Annotated in this window: 17 protein-coding genes; 4 read left to right on the top strand and 13 right to left on the bottom strand. The window is 57.2% G+C overall.

Features of this window, described 5'->3' with window-relative positions; all coding sequences use genetic code 11:
- Window positions 1–78: 78 nt before the first annotated feature.
- The 6 genes from HMPREF9238_RS02040 to HMPREF9238_RS02015 all read right to left on the bottom strand — a co-directional run bounded on the left by HMPREF9238_RS02040 (window position 79) and on the right by HMPREF9238_RS02015 (window position 7,746).
- Window positions 79–762 (bottom strand): IclR family transcriptional regulator, encoded by a 684-nt coding sequence (locus HMPREF9238_RS02040; RefSeq protein ID WP_016443777.1) that lies wholly within the window; start codon window positions 760–762, stop codon window positions 79–81.
- Between the two features lie 167 nt (window positions 763–929).
- Entirely contained in the window at window positions 930–2,345 is a 1,416-nt protein-coding gene (locus HMPREF9238_RS02035) for an MFS transporter (RefSeq protein WP_016443776.1), read from the bottom strand.
- 349 nt (window positions 2,346–2,694) lie between these two features.
- Window positions 2,695–3,369, bottom strand: a complete 675-nt coding sequence (locus HMPREF9238_RS02030) for a GntR family transcriptional regulator (RefSeq protein ID WP_016443775.1) — start codon at window positions 3,367–3,369, stop codon at window positions 2,695–2,697.
- A gap of 154 nt (window positions 3,370–3,523) precedes the next feature.
- The gene (gene hpaD / locus HMPREF9238_RS02025) at window positions 3,524–4,606 is read right to left on the bottom strand and encodes a 3,4-dihydroxyphenylacetate 2,3-dioxygenase (protein WP_016443774.1); all 1,083 of its coding nucleotides are present in this window, start codon (window positions 4,604–4,606) and stop codon (window positions 3,524–3,526) included.
- A 90-nt stretch (window positions 4,607–4,696) separates the two neighbouring features.
- Entirely contained in the window at window positions 4,697–6,322 is a 1,626-nt protein-coding gene (locus tag HMPREF9238_RS02020; RefSeq protein ID WP_232217585.1) for an aldehyde dehydrogenase, read from the bottom strand.
- Complete coding sequence (locus HMPREF9238_RS02015) at window positions 6,253–7,746, bottom strand: fumarylacetoacetate hydrolase family protein (RefSeq protein ID WP_016443772.1); 1,494 nt, start codon at window positions 7,744–7,746, stop codon at window positions 6,253–6,255. The genes HMPREF9238_RS02020 and HMPREF9238_RS02015 overlap by 70 nt, the downstream gene beginning before the upstream one ends.
- 295 nt (window positions 7,747–8,041) lie before the next feature.
- Between HMPREF9238_RS02015 and HMPREF9238_RS02010 the strand changes: the two genes are divergently transcribed.
- Window positions 8,042–9,508: an NAD-dependent succinate-semialdehyde dehydrogenase gene (locus HMPREF9238_RS02010; RefSeq protein WP_016443771.1), complete on the top strand. Its 1,467-nt coding sequence runs from the start codon at window positions 8,042–8,044 to the stop codon at window positions 9,506–9,508.
- 180 nt (window positions 9,509–9,688) lie between these two features.
- Here the strand turns inward: HMPREF9238_RS02010 and HMPREF9238_RS02005 are convergent, their stop codons facing one another.
- The 3 genes from HMPREF9238_RS02005 to HMPREF9238_RS01995 are packed head-to-tail and all read right to left on the bottom strand — an operon-like array spanning window position 9,689 to window position 12,248.
- Window positions 9,689–10,570 carry a metal ABC transporter permease gene (locus tag HMPREF9238_RS02005; protein ID WP_016443770.1) on the bottom strand — a complete coding sequence of 294 codons (882 nt, stop codon included), beginning with the start codon at window positions 10,568–10,570 and terminating at the stop codon, window positions 9,689–9,691.
- On the bottom strand, window positions 10,567–11,328 hold the full coding sequence (locus tag HMPREF9238_RS02000; protein ID WP_016443769.1) for a metal ABC transporter ATP-binding protein: 762 nt from the start codon (window positions 11,326–11,328) through the stop codon (window positions 10,567–10,569). Before HMPREF9238_RS02000 ends, HMPREF9238_RS02005 begins: the two co-directional genes overlap by 4 nt.
- A gap of 2 nt (window positions 11,329–11,330) precedes the next feature.
- Window positions 11,331–12,248, bottom strand: coding sequence for a metal ABC transporter substrate-binding protein (locus HMPREF9238_RS01995; protein WP_016443768.1), 918 nt, complete (start codon window positions 12,246–12,248; stop codon window positions 11,331–11,333).
- A gap of 108 nt (window positions 12,249–12,356) precedes the next feature.
- Between HMPREF9238_RS01995 and betT the strand changes: the two genes are divergently transcribed.
- Window positions 12,357–14,411 (top strand): choline BCCT transporter BetT, encoded by a 2,055-nt coding sequence (gene betT, locus HMPREF9238_RS01990; RefSeq protein WP_040316619.1) that lies wholly within the window; start codon window positions 12,357–12,359, stop codon window positions 14,409–14,411.
- Between the two features lie 42 nt (window positions 14,412–14,453).
- On the opposite strand, the gene HMPREF9238_RS01985 is transcribed toward betT, so the two are convergent.
- The 3 genes from HMPREF9238_RS01985 to proC form a co-directional block, all read right to left on the bottom strand.
- Entirely contained in the window at window positions 14,454–15,242 is a 789-nt protein-coding gene (locus HMPREF9238_RS01985; RefSeq protein WP_016443766.1) for an HpcH/HpaI aldolase family protein, read from the bottom strand.
- Complete coding sequence (gene hpaH, locus HMPREF9238_RS01980) at window positions 15,227–16,012, bottom strand: 2-oxo-hept-4-ene-1,7-dioate hydratase (protein WP_016443765.1); 786 nt, start codon at window positions 16,010–16,012, stop codon at window positions 15,227–15,229. Before hpaH ends, HMPREF9238_RS01985 begins: the two co-directional genes overlap by 16 nt.
- Before the next feature lie 105 nt (window positions 16,013–16,117).
- Complete coding sequence (proC, locus tag HMPREF9238_RS01975; protein ID WP_016443764.1) at window positions 16,118–16,927, bottom strand: pyrroline-5-carboxylate reductase; 810 nt, start codon at window positions 16,925–16,927, stop codon at window positions 16,118–16,120.
- Window positions 16,928–17,125: 198 nt separating this feature from the next.
- Between proC and HMPREF9238_RS01970 the strand changes: the two genes are divergently transcribed.
- A complete protein-coding gene (locus HMPREF9238_RS01970; protein ID WP_198009454.1) occupies window positions 17,126–17,803 on the top strand; it encodes a ComEA family DNA-binding protein in 678 nt (225 codons plus the stop codon).
- On the top strand, window positions 17,794–19,302 hold the full coding sequence (locus HMPREF9238_RS01965) for a ComEC/Rec2 family competence protein (RefSeq protein ID WP_016443762.1): 1,509 nt from the start codon (window positions 17,794–17,796) through the stop codon (window positions 19,300–19,302). The genes HMPREF9238_RS01970 and HMPREF9238_RS01965 overlap by 10 nt, the downstream gene beginning before the upstream one ends.
- On the opposite strand, the gene HMPREF9238_RS01960 is transcribed toward HMPREF9238_RS01965, so the two are convergent.
- The gene (locus HMPREF9238_RS01960) at window positions 19,246–20,079 is read right to left on the bottom strand and encodes an aldo/keto reductase (RefSeq protein ID WP_016443761.1); all 834 of its coding nucleotides are present in this window, start codon (window positions 20,077–20,079) and stop codon (window positions 19,246–19,248) included. The two genes, HMPREF9238_RS01965 and HMPREF9238_RS01960, sit on opposite strands and share 57 nt — an antisense overlap.
- Window positions 20,080–20,106 lie beyond the last annotated feature (27 nt).

Genomic DNA, 20,106 nt, shown 5'->3' with positions numbered 1-20,106 from the left:
TTTTAAGGCTATCGCTCATGCTATCAGCTACGAAATTCACAGGCGCTATTCGTGTCGTTTTAGGTGGGAGGTATCACGTCACAGCGATTGTATTTCTTCGCTCAGCACAGCCACAACCTCGTCAATGTTTGGTTCGGTGAGAGTGACGATGGCAAGGGCTGTGGGCTCCATGTAGGTGCCTCGCACGGGGACGGCAACGGAGGTGAGACCGGGAATCACCTCATCTTTGGAGTACGCCCATCCGCGCCTGCGGGCGCGTTTCACTTCCTCAAACTTTGACCCGGCAAGTTCTTTCAGCCCTGCGGATCCCATACGGTCTCCCATTGAGACGAGCAGGGCGATGCCCGGTGCCCCAACCTGCAAAGAGTGGACGGTTCCGGGGCGCTGCACAAGCGTGGCGCCTTCGCGAGGAATCTCTGCGCACGCCAAGGTGACGCACATTTCGTTGCGGGCGTGAACGAGGAACGCTGTCATATCGAGGCGATTTGCGATGCGTTTTAGTACGTCCGGTGTCTCATCCACCACCTGTGACTTGGTATCTGCCAGCTTGTGAATACCAGCCCCAATTCTCCAGCCCTTTGAAGATCCAGAAATGAGGTCATGCGCCAGCAAGGTATTTAGTAGTCGGTTCACGTTGGTGCGCGGCACGTCTAAGAAGTCGGCCAGGTCGGTGGTGGTTGGGGGCGTGGGGGATTGTGCAAGCACTTCGAGGATCGAGATACCGCGAGACAATGTTTGCGTAATGTCTGAGCGTGCCGCCATGGATGAGCTCCCCACCTGTGATGTCGCGGTCTGCGCCGGCGGGCGCATATAAAACCGGCTAAGTAAAAAGAATCGTATATAAATCTACCAGGTGTTTGTGTAAGGGGAGGCCCTAGATACGCGTGGCCCCTCTGCGGAGTACACCGAGGGGCCACGCGTTTTACGGCTTAGTATCCAGCGCCGTGCTCAAACGTTGCTGGCGTGCCTGTGACCTTCTGCGCGGCAACTGCAGCCTCAAGCTCCGCATTGCCGGGGATGTCGTTAGCATCCTTGCCGAGTGGCAGGCCCGTGCGGTCCTTGATGGTAGATACGGCGATCAAACCGATGGCGGTGAAGGTGAATAGGTAGGTCGAAATCGCGGTAGAGGTGCCGAACTTGCCGTAGAGGAAGGTGGAGATGAGCGGGGAGAACGCGCCACCAAGAATCGCTCCAATCGCGTAAGCAAGGCCGGCGCCGGAGTAGCGCACACGTGCTGGGAAGATCTCGGCAAACATAGCGGACTGTGGGCCGTAGGTGAGTCCCAGGCCGATCGTTAGCGGCAAGATGGCCAACATAATGTTGGACCACTCACCGGTATTGATCAGCATGAAGAGGGGAAATACCCAGATCAGATTCAGAACAAAGCCGATCTGGAAGGTGCGAACACGGCCGATCCGGTCTGAGATCCACGCGGCGAACAAAGTGGTGACGATCCAAGATGCAGACGCAAGTGTGATGATGTGGAGCATCTTGTTGCCGTCAAGACCCATACCGTTAGGGCCGGAGGTGTAGGCAAGGATGAAACCGCCGGTAATCATGTAGCCAACAACGCCGTTACCCATGAAGGCTAAGGCGCCCTGTACCAGCTGCTTGCCGTTGTACTTAAACATCTGCACGATTGGGAGGCGGAGCTGATCCGCATCCTTTGAAACCTCTTCGAAAATGGGGGATTCGGCAACGCCAAGGCGAATGAACATGCCGATGGCGATCATTACGATCGAGAACAGGAACGGTACTCGCCAGCCCCATGTGTTGAAGGCATCACCGGAAATGTTGTGCACGATTGCGAGTACGCCCGTAGCGGTAAGCATACCTAGTGGCACGCCAACCTGAGGGAAGCCCCCGTACCAGCCGCGTTTGTCTGCCGGTGCGTGCTCCACGGCCATGAGGGCGGCTCCGCCCCACTCGCCGCCGGCGGAGAATCCCTGCACAATGCGCAGCAGCACCAGCAGGATGGGGGCCCAAATGCCGATCGTTTGGTAAGTGGGAAGCAGGCCGATCAGCACGGTTGCAAGACCCATTAGGATCAAAGTTGCGACCATCATTGATTTGCGGCCGATCTTGTCACCTAGTGTGCCGGCTACCAACGCGCCCAGGGGGCGGAAGAAGAAGCTGATGCCAACGGTTGCAAAGCCAATGATCTGTCCCAAGAACGCGTTATCTTGGGCAAGCGGATCGAAAAACAGTGGGCCGAAGATTAGAGCAACAGCGTTGGAGTAGATGAAGAAGTCGTACCACTCAACCGTGGTGCCTACAAGTGTTGCTACCGCAACCTTGCGGTCTTCCTTCTTTTTGGGGCTAAGAATGAGGTGATTATCTGCCACGATTGTCTCCTGTCTGGGGCAAGGAACAGATGGGGGCTTCGGTAAGCGGGCCGGGTTGTCTTGATTCGTGCGGCGATGCAACTATCAAAACAAGAACATATACGACGTCGTATACGATTTATAGTGTAATTAGCTGAGGCAATTGCGCAACGTTTTGCTCTCGGAAATATGCTCTAAACCGCGAAAAAATGTGCATCTGTGCTTCGCGCGCCTTCGAAAACGCAAGGGAAATCAGCTAAACGAGCGATTGTGTAAAATCATCTACGCGCGGTTGCGATTCTTAAGTGGGTGGCCGAAATTAAAACAGGTGAGCGAATAGCGGTCACCCATTTAAAAGCTCTCGTGTTATCTAGTAGGCGGGTTTGTGGTCCGTTGCGATGTACTTGCGCATGGTGCGCATCTTGTGTTCGCGAACCAAAAGTTCCACGTCAACGGAAGGCGAACCCTCTTCAATCAACTTCAAGATCTCATCGTGCTCGTTCACGGATCGCGTCGAGTACTTTGGATCAAACGCGAAAGCAGATCGGCGAATGATCGTTATCCGATCCCATTCGCGCTCAAGTAAGTCAAAAAGTCTGTGGTTGGGGCAACGCTGCGTCAACACTCGGTGGAAACGATTGTTAAGAGTGGTGAACTTTCGCGGGTCAAACGAGCCGGCTAGTAGTTCGCGCATCTGCTCATTCAGCTCGTGGGCTTCTTTAAGATCTTCTTCTGTCAGATAGGGGATAGACAGTGCGGTGGCGTAGCCTTCCATAACCGCCATTGTCTCCATCGTGACCGCGTAGTCCTTCTTGTCCACGCCGGTAACGATTGCGCCAACATTGCGCTGGAACTCCACGAGCCCTTCAGCTTCAAGACGGCGAACAGCTTCCCGAACCGGAACCGCTGAAACTCCAACCTCGCGCGCGATACGGTCAAGGACTAGACGATAACCAGCCGAATATCGGCCGGAGAGGATTCCTTGGCGTAAAGTCCGATACACCTTCTCGGACTTTGAAATGGATCCTCCAGCATGTTCCGTCATCGTGCCTGCTTTCTAAAATTCACGAGGCGTCAAGAGCGGTAGTGTTCTAAACGTCCTATTTCGTTTATCTTATCTAAAGAATGTATAAAAAATAAGATAATTGTTTTGCCGGCCCAAAACACAAGCGTTTTGGGCCGGCAAAATATTTAAGGAATTACAACTGTTCGCCTACCTTGAAGCCCTTTTCCGTGTCGCCCTTGCGGGTGTAGGAGAAGCCGTCGGCTCCAATCGTCACGTCCATCTCCTTTGGAGCTTCGCGTTCGATGAGAGGAACGAGGTTGCCATCCAGATCAACAACGCGGGAAGCATCCGTGTACCAGGAGGGGACAACCTGGTGGCCCCACCAGTCGCGGCGCTGGTTGTCGTGCACATCCCACGTGACTAGCGGATTGTCCGGGTCGCCCGTGTAGTAGTCCTGCGTGTAGATCTCCACGCGGTGACCATCGGGGTCGCGCAGGTAGAGGTAGAACGCGTTGGACACGCCGTGGCGGCCAGGGCCGCGCTCAATGTGGTCCGACATGCGCAGTGCGCCGAGCTTGTCGCAAATGTAGAGGATGTTGTGCTTTTCGTGGGTAGAAAAAGCAACGTGGTGCATGCGCGGACCCTTGCCACCGGTTAGGGCGGTGTCATGAACCGTCTGCTTGCGGGCAAACCAGGCTGCGTAAGTGACGCCGTCCTCATCCTCAATATCTTCGGTGCGTTTGAAACCGAGTCCGTGCTCTAGGTACTTCGCGCCCGCTTCAACATCGGGGAAAACCTGGTTGAAGTGATCGAGGCGTACCAGGGCACCAGCACCCTGCTTGTCGTAATCCCAGCACATGCGCCTCTGATGCTCGGTTTCGTAGAAGAACTCGTAGGGGAAGCCCAGTGGGTCAAGCACGCGCACTGAGTCTCCGATACCCTTCACAAAGCCTTCTTTTTCGCGGCGGACATCGCAACCAAGTGCCTCGTAGAAGGCGACGGCCTTGTCAAGGTCTTCCGGCGTGCGCACGCGGTACGAGAACACGCGAACTGCGGCCTCATCGCCCTTGCGAAGCATGAGGTTGTGGTGGATGAACTCCTCGAAACTACGCAGGTAAATGACTTCGTTATCTTCGTACGTGACTACAAGACCAAGAGCGTCAACGTAGAACTCGCGTGATTTTGCGAGGTCGGTGACGATCAGCTCCATGTACGCACACCGCAAGATATCGGGTGCGGGCAGATCCGGCAGTTCAATCGGCTTGATTTGAGACATGTTAGACTCCTTTGGCTACGGGGTGGTTAGGGGTTTCACCATTGAAATATGCTTTGCCGGCCCCGGCTTGAAGACCGGCAAAGCAGGCTACTATGCGCTGGGGCCGCCTAGACCGAGGTCGTTGTCGGCGTATCCCGTTGCGCCAAATCGGGTGGTGTGCACGTCACCGAGGGTGAGGTGAATGGCCTGCTGATCCGAGTAGAAGTCCAGCGAACGATAGCCGCCTTCCTGGCCGAGGCCGGAAGACTTTACGCCACCAAATGGGGTGCGCAGGTCACGAACATTGTGCGAGTTAATCCAGACCATGCCAGATTCAATGCCGTGCGCGAAGTTGTGCGCGCGGGTCACGTCCTTGGTCCAAACGTATGCGGCGAGGCCATATTCCACGCCGTTGGCGAGCTCCAAGGCTTCTTCTTCCGTGTCGAATGGCGTGATCGCAACGACGGGGCCAAAAATCTCCTCCTGGAAGATACGGGCGTCACGTGGAACGTCCGCAAACGCGGTTGCCTCAACGTAGTTGCCTTTGTCGAGGCCCTCGGGACGCTTACCACCGGCAATCAGGCGGGCTTCGCTCTTGCCGATCTCGATGTAGCTCATGACCTTGTCGTAGTGCTCGGGGTGTACCAGTGCGCCGATCTCGGTGGTCGGATCTGCCGGGTCGCCCACAACAACCTTCTTGGCGCGCTGCGCGTAAGCCTCCACGAACTTGTCGTAAATCGGGCGCTCAACGAGGATTCGTGACGAAGCGGTGCAGCGCTCACCGTTCAGCGAGTAAACGCCAAATAGCGTCGAGTCGAGGGCGGCCTCGAAATCTGCATCTGCAAAGATTACGGCGGGAGACTTACCACCCAGCTCCATGGACATGGACTTCATATTGGGTGCACAGTTGCCGTAAATGATCTTGCCGGTGCCAACCTCGCCGGTAAACGAAATGAGGTTTACATCGGGGTGCTTCACCAGGGAGTCGCCAGCGGTTCCCCCAAAGCCATGCACAATATTGCAAACGCCCTTGGGAAGGCCGGCGCGCTCAAAGATTCCGGGCCAGAGCGAAGCTGAGGTTGGGGTAAACTCAGCGGGTTTCAAGATGACGGTACAACCGGAGGCTAATGCCGGGGCGAGCTTCCACGACTCCTGCATGAACGGCGTGTTCCATGGCGTAATGAGGCCGGCAACGCCTTTGGGCTTACGGTTCACATAGTTGATCTGGCGGCCCGGCATCTTGAATGCGTTGTCATGCTGGGCAACGATCAGGTCGGCAAAGAAGCGGAAGTTCTCTGCCGCTCGGTTGGCCTGACCCTTTGCTTGGCGGATGGGGAGGCCGGAGTCGAATGACTCGATAGCGCCGAGCTCTTCGTTCAGCTTGGAAACCTCATCGGCAATGCGGTAGAGCACCTGGGCGCGCTGGCGCGGTAGCATGCGCGGCCATTCTCCCTCATCGAACGCCTTGCGGGCCGCTGCCGCAGCGAGGTCCACGTCTGCCTTGTCGCCAGACGCGCACTTGATGTAGGCCTCGTTGGTGGTGGGTTCGATTACGTCGAAGGTTTCGCCGCTCACAGAGTCGACGTTTTGGCCATCAATGTAGTGCTGAATGCGCTCGGGTAGGTTTGCTGGACGCTTCGTCATATTTCTCCTTTGAACGTGAGCGGTTAGTTTGACCCGCGAAGCGAGGAGGGGAGCGGGTTTTCCCGTAGCCATTGCTCGTAGCGCGTCTTCCATTCGGGTTTCTTGATGGGGTAGAGGCCATCAACACTGGCGCCCTCGGCAACCATCTCGGCGATGAACGTTTCGCGGCGTTCTTGGTCTTCCGCCGCCGCAACAACCTCTTCTACTAGGGGGCGGGGAATCACTATCGCGCCGTCGTCATCTGCAACGATCACGTCGCCAACCATGACGGTTGCGCCGCCGCACGAGATGGTCACGTCGTGCTCGTAGGGGACGTGACGGCGTCCGAGGACAGCCGGGTGCTGTCCGCCGCAGAACACGGGAATGCCAACGTCTGCTACGGCTGCCGCGTCTCGTACCGAGCCGTCGGTGATAACACCGGCTGCTCCGCGCATCTTGGCGCGCAGGGCGAGGATGTCGCCAAGCGTGCCCGCAGTGTTGTCGCGGCGTGCCTCCATGACCAGTACTTCGCCTTCGCCCACCGAGTCGATTGCCTGCTTCTGATGGTTGAAGCCGCCGCCCATCTTGTCGAATAGGTCCTTGCGGTAGGGCAGGTAGCGCAACGTGCGGGCGGTGCCAACGATTTTCATGCCGGGCCTTAGTGGCGCAACGCCGTCGAATGAGACCTCGTTGAAGCCGCGCGAGCGCAGCTGTACCGAAAGGGTAGCTACCGCAACATTTTCGAGGCGGGCGCGAAGCTGCGAGTCCAAAGGCGCGGTCTGTGCGACCTTCTCAGCTTCTTCGCCAACGGGGTAGCCCCACGCATCAGAGCGCTGCTTGTCATCAACCTTGGGTGGGTTGCCCACAGCGGCCAGCGCAGGGCCAGACTTCACTTCGGTGCGGAGCTTGCCGGTGGTTACTTCGGGGCGGTCCAGGTCAAACACTTCAACTTCGATCACCTGGCCGGGCTCGGCAACAGATGCGCCAGCTGGAACGCCAGTGAGGATAACATCGCCCTCTTCTAGGGTAAGGAGGCGCGAAAGGTCAGCAACCATCGTGGAGATAGAGAAAAGCATGCCGGAGGTGGAATCATCCGACACCAGTTGGCCATCTAGCCACGTGCGTACCCCGATGCGGTCTTCGCTCAGCTCGCGTGCATCGAGCAGGGTGGGCCCAACCGGTGTGTATCCGTCGCCGGACTTGGAACGCACGTTGGAGCCCTTGTCTGCATAACGCATGTCATGCAGGCCAAGGTCATTGGAGGCGGTGATCCAACCGACGTGGCTCCAGGCGTCCTCAACGCTTACGTTGCGGGCTTCTTTACCGATCACAGCCGCAACCTCACCCTCAAAACCAAGAAGTTCAGTGCCTTCCGGACGCACAACGACGTCTGAACCGGTAAGCGAGGACGGTGCTTTGAAGAAATAGGAGGGGTGTTTTGGGGTTCGACCACGCTGGTCGGCGCGTGACTTGTAGGAAAGGTGGACGGCAAAAATCTTTCCCGGTCGCTTTCCAAGTGTTTGAGTAATAATGTCCATGAAATGAAACCTTCTTACTGCTTTCCAGCGGCTGTCCACTAGGGGCCTCGTTGCCCCTTTCAGTCAGCGCTTACGATATCGTATATGATCTACGCGAAACAGTACGCCAAGATGTGATGTACGTCAATAGCTTTTCTGATTTTGAGAGATTTTGACAAATAGTCGGAACTCTACACAAAACCGTATATGATTTTAATGTTGGTTTCAGTTCGCTGAAAACCAAGCCGTAAAACAGGGCGTTACCCACTCGGCTCACAAATTCCAAAGTGGGGAAACAAGAGCAAAGGAGCTACCCGTGGCGAATATTAAGGTCAACGAAGTGATTGGAAGAATCCCAACCCAACTGTACGTAAATGGGCAGTGGAAAGACTCTTCCAGTGGCCAGACTTTCACCGTTATTAACCCGGCTACTGAAGAAAAGCTTGCCGACGTGGCTTCTGCAACTCCTGAAGATGGCATGGCGGCGCTCGACGCTGCGGTTGCAGCCCAACGGGAATGGGCGCGCACCCCTTCGCGAAAGCGCGCTCAGATTTTGTGGGATGCGTTTGACCGCGTAACCGAATTGAAAGATGACTTCGCTTCCGTCATGACGGCAGAAATGGGCAAGCCGCTTGATCAGGCGTATGGCGAGGTCACCTACGGTGCGGAGTTCCTTCGTTGGTTCGCCGAGGGTGCTACGCGCACTATGGGCAACTACTACCCAACGCCGGAGGGTAACATTCAAGTTGTCACGATAAAGCGCCCGGTGGGCCCGTGCCTACTGGTGACGCCGTGGAACTTCCCGCTCGCGATGGCCACTCGCAAGGTGGCGCCGGCACTTGCCGCAGGGTGCACCACGATCTTGAAACCGGCAGAGGCTACGCCACTGACCTCGCTCCTGTTTGTGCGCGTGCTGGAGGAGGTAGGTGTGCCTAAGGGCGTGGTAAACATTGTTCCAACCTCGTCTACGCCGGCGATGACCGGCCCGATGATTAGCGATCCGCGCCTGCGTAAGCTGTCATTCACCGGCTCCACCCAAGTTGGACGGGCACTGCTTCGCGAAGCTGCGCAAAACGTTCTGCGAACCTCTATGGAGCTGGGTGGCCTGGCTCCCTTCATCGTGTTCGAAGATGCTGACCTTGACCTGGCTGTAGAGGCCGCACTTGCCACAAAGATGCGCAACATGGGGGAGGCCTGCAACGCGGCTTCGCGCTTCTACGTACACGAGTCGGTGGCCCAAGAGTTCACCGAAAAGTTTGCCGCCGGAATGAGCAAAATGGTGGTTGGTAACGGTATGGAAGATGGTGTGGATGTGGGGCCGATCGTGTCGGCAAGGCAGTTGGCGTCGGTCGAGGAGCTCGTGGAACGCTCCGTTGCCGCCGGCGCGAAAATTGAGGTTGGGGGCAAGCGCTTGGATCAGCCCGGATTCTTCTTCCCGCCCACAGTTCTCACGGTGGAGGGGGCCGACAACCCGCTGCTCGAAGAAGAGGTGTTCGGCCCGGTTGCACCCGTCTATTCGTTTGCGAGCGAGGAGGAGGTGCTGGAACTGGCCAACAGGTCCCAGTACGGACTGGCCGGCTACGTTTACACTCGCGACATGCAACGCATCATCCGCCTGGGTGAAGAGCTTGAGGTGGGAATGATTGGCGTAAACTCTGGCACGATCTCGAATGCGGCTGCGCCCTTCGGGGGAGTGAAAGCCTCCGGACTTGGTCGTGAGGGCGGTGTTGAGGGAATCGAGGAGTACCTCGAAACGATTTACCTTGGCACCCCGCGCGCCTAGCTAGATAGCTGGCCGTTAAGCTAGTAACGAGGGCGTCCGCTACGTTGCGGGCGCCCTCAATGTGCGTATCTAGTTTTCGCTTGCCCTCAGTGCTAGCGCGAGGCTCTTTTATGATCGCTACGCCCTGGCACAACCGGTGTGGCGGATCTAAAGGCTACCGGGAGCTCGTCCTGCGTGAAACTACGCGGCGACGGCCTCGGGCGTTGAATTGGTTTCTTCGCGTAGCGAGGCCTTGGCACGCAGCGTGGACCAGGCGTACACCATTGCGAATACCAGGCCGGACACGGTTACAACGGTTGCGCCCGACGCCATATTGAACCAGTAGGAAAGGTAAATTCCCACGGTCACGCACGCCGCCGAAACGAGGGGCGATACCCACAGTTGGGTGCGGAAATTGTTGGTTAGCAAGAATGCGGTAGCGCCCGGAATGATCAGCAATGCCACGATTAAGATCATGCCTACCGCCTGCATAGCAACCACAACCGTGATGGCAAGGCAAGAAAGCAAGAGAGCGGAAAGTCGCTTGGTGGACAGGCCGATTGTGGATGCGTGCGCCGGATCGAACGCGAATAGAGTTAGGTCACGGCGCTTCAGCCACACGGTGATGCCGGCCAGGGGCGCTAGAATCAGCACCTGCAACATGTCCTCATTTGTGATGCCAAGCAGGTCGCCAAACATGATGTGTTGTAAGTCTATGTGGCTGGGGAATACGGATATCAGCGTTAGCCCCAACGCCAGCATAGTGGTGAAAACAACGCCCATAGCCGTGTCTTCTTTGATCTTTGATGTGTGTTTCAAAGCGCCAATTAGGCCAACGCACGCAAGTGCGGCAAGGAAGGCGCCCAGCGAGAATGGAATACCGATGATGTAAGCAACGACGATGCCAGGAACCACGGCGTGGGAGAGTGCGTCGCCCATCAGAGACCAGCCCACCAGGACCAGCCAGCAAGACATCAATGCGCAAACCATAGCGGCCAGAAGTGTCACCGCGAATCCGCGAACCATGAACGGGTGCGTCCACATTTCGCCAAAAGTCAGCCACAGCCAGGTGCTAATGCTCATTTGATCTCGCTAAATACGTGAATCAGATTTTCTTCCACGAGGGCGCGCTCGGGAGTGTCTACGGTGTAAATCTTTCGGTTAAGCAGAGCTACCTCGTCAGCGAATTTGTGGATCGAGGCGAGGTCGTGAGTGGAAATCAGTAGGGTGGTGTCCGCCCCGGCCAACTGCTTAAGCAGGTCGGTTATGAGGGCTTCGCTAGTGTAGTCAACGCCAGCAAAGGGCTCGTCAAGGAGGATGACGCGCGCGCCCTGCGCCACCGCTCGCGCCACGAACGCACGCTTGCGTTGCCCGCCGGAAAGTGCTCCAATGGGGCGCTCGGCTAGGTCGGTAAGCCCCACAATTTCGAGCGCGTCCGCAACGGCCTTTACGTCGGATGGGCGCGCTTTTCTACGCCAGTTCATTTTTCCGTAACGGCCCATCATTACAACTTCGGCAACGGTAATCGGAAAGTCCTTGTCGATACCGTCATTTTGGGGCACGTAGCCGATGAGGCCGGCGCGGCGCGCGTCGTAACTACTGGTTCCGCATACGCGGATTTCGCCGGATTTGGTGGGTACGAGCCCCATGATTGAGTTGAAGAGGGTGGATTTGCCCGAACCGTTCATGCCTACAACCGCCATGATCGTGCCCTGCCTTACGGCAAGATCCACGCCGGTGAGGGCGTGAACCTTACCGTATGAGACATGCAAATCGCGGATGGTGAGGGCAGCGCCCGGCTCGGCCGAAGGCGTGCTTTGTTCCACCTGCATTGCTGTCATTGTCACTTGCTGAGTCCCTTCGTGATTAGCTCGGCATCGTAGCGTAGTAGGTCGAGGTAGGTGGGCACGTCCCCGTCCGGGCCGGTTAGTGAGTCAACGTAAAGAGTACCCCCGTACTCAGTGCCGGTAGCCTGCACGATTGGCTTCATCTTGTCGCCAACCGTGGACTCGCAAAATACGGACGGGATTTTGTTGGTCCTAACAAAATTCTCAACATCAGCCACGCGAGCGGGGGTGAGCGCCCCCTCAGCATTTACGGCCCACAGGTACTTCTCTTGCAGACCTGCGTCCCGGGCAAGGTAGCTGAACGCTCCCTCGCAAGTTACCAGTGCGCGCTGGTCGGGCTCCAGGGTTTGCAGTTCTTCTTCCATCTGCTTACCTACCGCCTCGATCTTGGCGGCGTATTCCTTGCCGTTCTTTTCGTAGTAGTCGGCACCCTCAGGATCGAGTTTGCTGAATGCTTTCACGATATTCTCCACATATTTCACGCCAGCTGCAGGCGACATCCATGCGTGTGGATTGGGGTGGCCCGCATAGTCCCCCTCGGAAATCGGGATCGGAGTGATGCCTTCGGAAAGCACTGCGGTTTGTGCGTCGGTGTTGGCTACAAACTTCTCAAACCAGCGTTCGAGGTCGAGGCCGTTATTCAAGATCAGGTCCGCGTTCTCAGCTCGTTTGATGTCTTCCGGGGTTGGCTGGTACTCGTGGATCTCCGCATCGGGTTTGGTGATGGAGTTGACTTCTAGACGCTCGCCCGCGACGTTTTGAGCCATGTCTGCAATCACTGTGAATGTGGTCAGAACCTGCGGTTTTGAGTCTTCGGGTGCCTCTGGGGAGCATGCGGACAACGGAATGGAGAGCGCTACAACGGCGCCAAGGGCAGCTAGTTTCGCCGCCATCTTTTCTTTTCTTTCGGTCATGTAAATACAATATTTCGGCGGCCCGAAAAATGCAAGGCGGCATAAAACATGTCACAATTCGCAAAGGCGCTGATGGCGCAAATAGGAAAACCAAATTGGAGAGAGCACGTGAGTACCAAGACGGAGCGAATCCCGGTTAACTGGCCGGTATTTGCTGGCTCAGCAATTAGCATCATCGCGATCGCACTGTGGGCAGTAATCTCGCCAGCTACAGCGGGCAGCGTATTGACCGTTGTGGTCGATCGGATCGCTACGTGGTTCGGGCCTTTCTACATTCTCATGGCAACCGTCATGGTGGTGTTCGTAATTGGATTGGCTATTTCTCGATTTGGCAAAGTGAAACTCGGCCCGCCCAACGCGAAACCCGAGTTCTCCGCCTTCGCATGGGCCTCGATGCTTTTTGCAGCTGGTATTGGTACCGACATCATGTTTTTCGCGGTTGCAGAACCTGTTGCGCAGTACATGAACCCTCCCGTTGGTGAAGGCCAAACGATAGAAGCAGCAAGGCAGGCAACCGTGTGGACACTTTTCCACTACGGCATTACCGGATGGGCCATGTATGCCCTCATGGGCATTGCGCTGGGATACTTCGCGTACCGCCGCGGCTTGCCTCTGGCCGTGCGCTCAGCACTGTCTCCAATCTTCAAAGACCGCCTGAATGGACCCCTTGGCCACGTGGTTGATGGGGCGGCCGTGCTGGGCACAATATTCGGTATCGCAACCACCCTTGGTATTGGTGTGGTGCAACTAAATGTCGGCCTTGAAATCCTCTTCGGCATCGGACAAGGTTTACCCGCACAGATTGGGCTGGTGGTGCTAGCGGTGCTGGTGGCCACGATTTCAGCAACCTCGGGAATTAATAAGGGGATCCGTTTCCTCTCTCAACTGAATGTGGTTTTAGCTGTAGCGCTGTCCGGTTGGGTACTGATCACGGGGCGCACCGACTTTTTGCTCAACGCAATCATTATGAACGTGGGGGACTTCATCACCCGCTTTCCAGCGATGAGCCTGGAAACTTTCGCCTACTCAGACGCCTCCGCGTGGAAAGCCGCCTGGACGCTGTTCTTTTGGGCGTGGTGGGTTGCCTGGGCGTCGTTTGTGGGAATGTTCTTGGCTCGAATCTCGCGGGGGCGCACCATCCGTCAATTTGTGGCCGGAACAATGACCATCCCGTTCCTGTACGTGCTCATGTGGATCTCGATCTTCGGTAATGCTGCACTGGATTACATCCGCACCGGTGGCAACCTGGAATATGCACAAAAGACGGTTGAAATCCCCGAATATGGCTTCTACACGCTACTGCAGCAATATCCGCTACCGATGTTGCTCGTGGCGGTGGCGACGTTCGTGGGCCTGCTCTTCTTCGTCACATCAGCGGACTCGGGTGCCCTGGTTATGGCAAACCTGTCTTCGTTCCTCCCGTCGGTTCACGATGATGCGGCCGGATGGCTACGCGTGTTTTGGGCCGGTGTCACTGGCGTACTCACTATCGGAATGCTCCTTGTGGGCGGTATTCCTGCCCTCCAAAACGCCACAATCGTGATGGGGCTGCCGTTCAGCGTGGTAATGGTTCTGGTGATGTTCGGCCTGATGAAGGCGCTGCGGGAGGACGATCGCAGTGTTCGGTCGCGCGAACGCTCATTGCGCAACACGATAACGGGTGCCGGTGCGGAGTTGGTGAACCCGTCTTGGCGTGACCGCCTGGCGCGCACCTTCGAGCAGGTCTCGCCCGCCCAGGCGAAGAGATATTTGGACCGTGTTGCTGAGCCTGCTCTTAGCCTTATTGCCGCGGAACTTGCCTCGCAGGGGTATCAGGCTGAGGTTATTCGCGGTGGTGATGAGGTGGTGGGGGATCTCGATGAGTCGATCTTTATTCACGACCGCCTCAAGTTTGTTGCGGGAGTGGGGCAAGAACAATTCGTTTACCGAATTTTGGCAGTTGATGCGCCAACTACTGTGTATGGCGGGCAAATGGCTAATGCGAACCACATGTCCACCAGGCTCGAAGTGCACCTGCCGCAGGGTGAACAAGATTACGACGTTATGGGCTACTCCACGGAGGCACTAATCCACGACGTACTTGATCAGTTTGAGGTGCATCAAGACTACTGGCGCGTTCAGGAGCTGGACGAGACCGCTCGCCAAACGCGCCAGGATCACTGATCGCTAACCTTTTCTTTGGTTGAAGAGGAATCGCGGGTTCGTCTAAGTGTTCGCGCCAAGGAACTTCTCGACAAGGGCTTCGCTACCGCGCGCGAGGATGGTGACGTCTGCTCCGACGAGAACAAAGTCGGCGCCAGCCTCTATGTATTCGCGGGCGATTGTCGGGTCAAAGGCGTTGGTGCCAACCGGCTTACCTGCGGCCTTGGCGGCCTTGATGCAGTGGATGACGCGCGACTTGACTGCCTCGTCGCCGGCCTGTCCGATGATGCCCAGGTCCGCCGCAAGGTCTGCGGGCCCAACGAAGATCGCATCTACGCCGTCAACAGCCAGGATATTCTCCACGTCTTCTACCGCCTGGGTGGATTCGATTTGGCAGATAAGAGTGATCGTTTCGCGCGCCCGTTCCAGGTAATTCGGAATCCGGTTCCACATGGATGCCCGCGCAAGGGCAGCGCCAACACCGCGCACGCCCGTGTCGGGGTAGTTAACGCGGGAAGCAGCAAGCTGGGCCTCCTGCACATTGTCGATCATGGGGACCAGCAGGTTGCGCACGCCGAGATCCAGGTATTGCTTGATTAGGCGCTCGTCGTTGATCGGTACGCGCACGATTGTGGACGCCGGATATGCGGCGGTGGCGTGCAACTGATGCAACAGACTGGTTAGATCGTTGGGGGAGTGTTCAGCGTCGATGAGGACGTAGTCGAGCCCGCACGAGGCGCAGATTTCTGCGGTGATCGGTGAGGCCGCGCAAGCCCAAATGCCGATGAGGGCGCGGCCGGCCTCGTCGATATGTTGGATGAGGGTGCGGGGTGGGTCTAGTTGAATTGGCATGTGATTGTCCCTAATGGTCCGTAGTCTGCGAGCACCGAGTCGCCCTTGTAGACCCACATGGGCCGAGTGAATGATCCGGCGAGGATGATTTCTCCAGCACCCAGGTATTCCTTGTGCGGGGCGATCTTGTTCGCTAGCCAGTGTACGCCTGCGGCCGGGTGGTTGAGTACGCCCGCAGCCACGCCCGTCTCTTCGATTTCCTGATTGCGGTACAGGGCAGCACTGACCCAGCGTAGGTCCACTTCGTCTACGCGCACGGGGCGGCCGCCGATGACCATTGCGCCCATGGCCGCATTGTCGCTGATCGTGTCGACGATCGTGCGGCCCTTCATTTCAATGCGTGAATCAAGGATTTCGAGGGCGGGCACTACCCAATCGGTGGCGTCAAGAACGTCAAAGATCGTGGCACCAGGGCCTTTGACGTCTTTACCAAGCGCGAAGGCAAGCTCAACCTCGATGCGCGGATGCGTGTATTCGTCCCACTCAAAGACGGATCCAGTTTCGAAGATCATGTCGTCAAAAATGAGGCCGTAGTCGGGCTCATCAATGCCGGTGGCGTCCTGCATCGCTTTGGAAGTGAGGCCGATTTTACGGCCCTTTAGTACGCGTCCGGCCGCCTCTTTCTCGGCTCTCCAAAGGCGTTGGATGGCGTAGGAGTCCTCCACTGTCATCTCTGGGTAGCGAGCAGTGAGCAGGGGGATTGGGGTGCGCGTTTCTTTGGCTTTTACGAGCTCTTCTGCGATGGATTGGTGGACTGTCTGATCCAGCATGACGCCTCCTTGAGTCTTTACTGTTGTCCGGTGCCTGCGATTTGAGCGCGTAATCGGTACCGTTAGGCAAAATCGTACATGATTTGTGGTGGGGTGGGCGCAAACTTAGCCGAGCTCACCATCACGGGCAACAGCTGCATCCACTGCAAGGCCCAGTACTGTAGACAATCCACTTTGTTGCGCGGCCAGCAGGCCGGCGATTGTGGTTCCTCCCGGAGACGTTACCCGGTCTATCAAGTTTGCAGGCGTAGCGCCGTCAGCTGCGGCCTCGTCAAGAATCATTTGCGCGGAGCCAAGCATTGCCTGGGCGACGATCGCAACCGCCTGCTGTTTTGTGAGGCCGTGGTTGACACCGGCGCGCGCGAAGTCGTCCACGATTTGATACATCCACGCGGGTGAGCACCCGGCAAGAGCAGAGAAAATAGGGAAGTGTGCTTCATCTATTACAAGGCAACGGCCAACGGACACCATGATCTTCTTAGTCATCTCCACGTGCTTTGAGGAGGCAGCGCTTCCGCGCGCAATACCGGTCATGGATTCGCCGATGGCGGCATTCACGTTTGGCATGACGCGCACAATCGGCACGTTGCTTTCGGTTGCCTGCTGCAAGGACGCGAGGTTCTTGCCGGCCGCGAGCGAGATAACCAGCTTGGTGCCATCGCTGATTTCGGGCGTGATCTCTTTTAGCACATCCGCAACGGCGTGTGGTTTTACGCCCAGCACGATTATGTCTGCGGTTTGCGCTAGTTCGCGGTTGTCTGCCAGGGCGTGGGCTCCAACTTCGCCTGCTAGTGCAGGAGCGGACTTTCCAGATTTATCCGTCAGGTAGATTTCGTTTGCCTCAAGACCCGCAGCTACTGCGCCGCGCACAATCGCACGAACCATGTTGCCAGCGCCAATAAAACCGATTTTCATAGCGTTCCTTTCCTATCCACAAGCCTAACGTGCCCACAGTTATCCACGCCCGCGCTAGTGGCAAAAGAGAGCGCGTATTTTTCGCGTCACACTTGCCTCATGAAGCGAACAAGTTCAGTGGCGCGTTTGCGTCAACGCGCCTTTGACAGTGCGGTTAGTAGAAGCGCTAAACAGGCTAGGCCGCCCGCACTCAGGTTATTGCCATCTCCTTTTGCAATGGTGGCGCTGGCCGTGGCCCTCGTTGCGGTCACTGCATTTTCGATCTTGCGGTTAAGTGCGTCTGCGCCAGCGCAGGATGCGATTTTAGAGGACGGTACTCGCCAGCTGCGTGAACGCATCGAAGCTGAGGGAGTGGACTCGCGCGTGACGCAGCCGAGCGAGGCAGAATTGGGGCCTCGTCCGAGCGGTGAGACGGCAATTTTTGTGCAGGTCACTGGAGCGGTGAACAAACCGTCGGTTGTCCAGCTGCGCGCCGGCGCGCGCGGAGCGGACGCCGTCGAGGCTGCCGGAGGCATGTCCGCTAACGCCGCGTTGGCGTCGGTAAACCTTGCGCAACTCGTGTCAGATGGCCAGCACATCCACGTCCTCACAAATGAAGAACTAGAAAAGGGTGGCGGATCTGGCATGCCGCGCATAGTTGGTGCAGAGGCAACAGGGGGAGGTGGGTCGGACGGTGCGGGAGCGGGTGGCTGTATAGATCTGGCGGTGGCCGATAGTCAAACTCTGCAACGCCTGCCCGGGGTGGGCGCTGCACTGGCCGAATGTATCATCGCTTACCGCAGCGAAAATGGCATCACCAAGCCCGAGGACGTTCGCGCGGTTTCCGGGATCGGCCCCAAAACGTTTGCGGGTTTTAAGGATCAGTTGTGCCAGTAGCGCAAACCCCGCTAGATGAACAGCTGGATCGTGCGCCGATTGACCTGCGTTTAGTGCCGGCCGCCATCGTTGCGTGGCTCGCTACCGCGCTCATGCTACAGGCCACTTCCTCATCGGGTAGTGCGGGCATTGCAATCCTCGTAGCCCTGGCGTTCAGTGTCGCTCTCGTCTTGCTCGGAGTCGCACAGAAGCCACGGCACCCAGCCCATTCTCGTCAGGACCCGGGTTCGTTTAAATCCGCCGCGGCTCTGCTCTTCCTCATCCTTGCAATATCGATCATTTCTGCGGCCACTCACGCGCACATGTTTGCACACCACGACATTAAAGAAGCGTGCAAAATCAGATGCACCATCGTCACATCCGTGGAGCGTCCCAGTCGCGAAGTGGCTAAAGACCGCTGGGTCACCCACCTTGCGGTTCCAGGTGGCAAGCTACTTGTTGCGGGCGGTCGGATCGCGGCCCACACGGGGGATCAGGTCATACTCTCGGGCCGACTACGGCCAGGTCTTACCCCTCCCATGCTCGGCGTATTTAAGTCGACCAGTATGGAAATACGCGAGGCCAGTGGCTGGCCCGCCTCGTTTCGCAATAATCTGAACGCGGCGCTCGCTCCCTTCCCACCCGCGTGGCGTGGCCTCGTTGCCGGAATGAGTATTGGCGACTACTCCGAGCTACCACCACAGGTGCGCGAAGCCATGGTAAAAACGGGAACGAGTCACCTAACCGCTATTTCGGGGCTGCACCTCAGTATTCTGATAGGCACAATCAATGCTCTACTACCTGGCAGAGGACGCATCAAGATCGCGGCGGTAAGTGCCATAGTGGGCGGCCTGATCGTGATAGTTGGCCCCACTGAGTCGATAATTAGAGCCGTGTCAATGGCGGCAATACCAACGTGGGGCGCCGTAATCGGACGAAGAGGACAACCCTTCAACTCTTTGGCACTAGTGGTGCTCACATGGATTATTTTGAACCCGTGGCTCGCGCTTTCCGTGGGATTCTTACTGTCCACCCTCTCCACGCTGGGCGTACTCATCGTCACGGCAGGAGTACGAAAAAAGCCTCCACCAGGCCGGTCTAAATCGCGTCGCCTGGCTCAAAGAGTGTGGAATGCTACCTCCGTTCCGCTCGCGGCCACGATAGTTACCAGCCCCGCACTCCTATGTCTAAACGGAAACGTTGCACTCTTTGCAGTATTCACCAACGTAGCGCTCGCACCTTTTGTGGCTCCGGCAACTCTGCTCTCACTCGCGACGGCCGTCCTTGCACAAATGGGACACGCCGGCTTTGTGGCTATTCTCGCCGGTTGGTGCGCGCAGGCGATTATTGTGATCACCTCCTGGTTTGCAAAGCTCCCGGGCGCACAAGTCAGCGGCCCGGGAGCGATCGTAATAGTGGCGGTGATGCTACTTGTTGCGCTCACCTACATTGGTTGGAAACTTCTACCACTCCTCGTGGCTCATCGGATCCCACACAAACCGGTTCCCGGTATCCAATAGGTCCAAAGCGCGCATCTGATTGGCGGTCAGCGCAAAATCGAACACCTGCAAGTTCTCAGCATTGCGTTGCGGTTTTGACGAAACTGGGATGGGCAAGATTCCGTTTTGTACTGCCCAGCGAAGCACTACCTGCGCGCCAGACTTTCCAACCTCGCTCGCTATATTCTCAACTACAACCTGCCCCAGCAGGTTTTCCATCGGACCCAGGGGACGCCACGCCTCGGTCACAATTGCCCTACCGGCGTGGAAATCGCGGAGGTCTTTGCGGGCAATTATGGGGCTTAACTGAATCTGGTTCAACACGGGAAGCACGCCCGTTTGCGCCTTCAATTCTTCTATCTGGTGGGGCAAGAAGTTTGAAACTCCGATGTGCTTAGTTAGGCCGCGCTCACGTAGCTCGATAAGTTCCTCCCACGTCTCCAAGTAGAGGCCGCGCGACGGGTTCGGCCAATGAATTAGCGTCAGATCAACGTAATCAACGCCCAGCCTGCGCAGTGATCCTTCCAGGCCGTGCGTGGTGGCACTCGCGCCTTGGTCTCCGCCCGCAATCTTTGTAGTGATGAATAGTTGCCCGCGCTCAACCCCGGAGTCTTTGACACCTTGACCCACGCTGAGCTCATTGCCGTACTGCGCGGCCGTGTCAATCAGTCGGTAGCCATCCTCGATCGCGCGGGCAAAAAGCGCCGCGCCTTCCACACCCTTGTGTTTTGAAGTGCCCAGTCCAATCGCGGGAATGTGGCCGCCGTCCAGTAGTTCCAATGTGGGAATGCCTGCCATTGTTACCCCTTTCCTCATTTCTAGATT

This window comes from Gleimia europaea ACS-120-V-Col10b, from assembly GCF_000411155.1.
Taxonomy (GTDB): domain Bacteria; phylum Actinomycetota; class Actinomycetes; order Actinomycetales; family Actinomycetaceae; genus Gleimia; species Gleimia europaea_B.
This window is presented reverse-complemented; position numbering and strand designations above follow the sequence as displayed.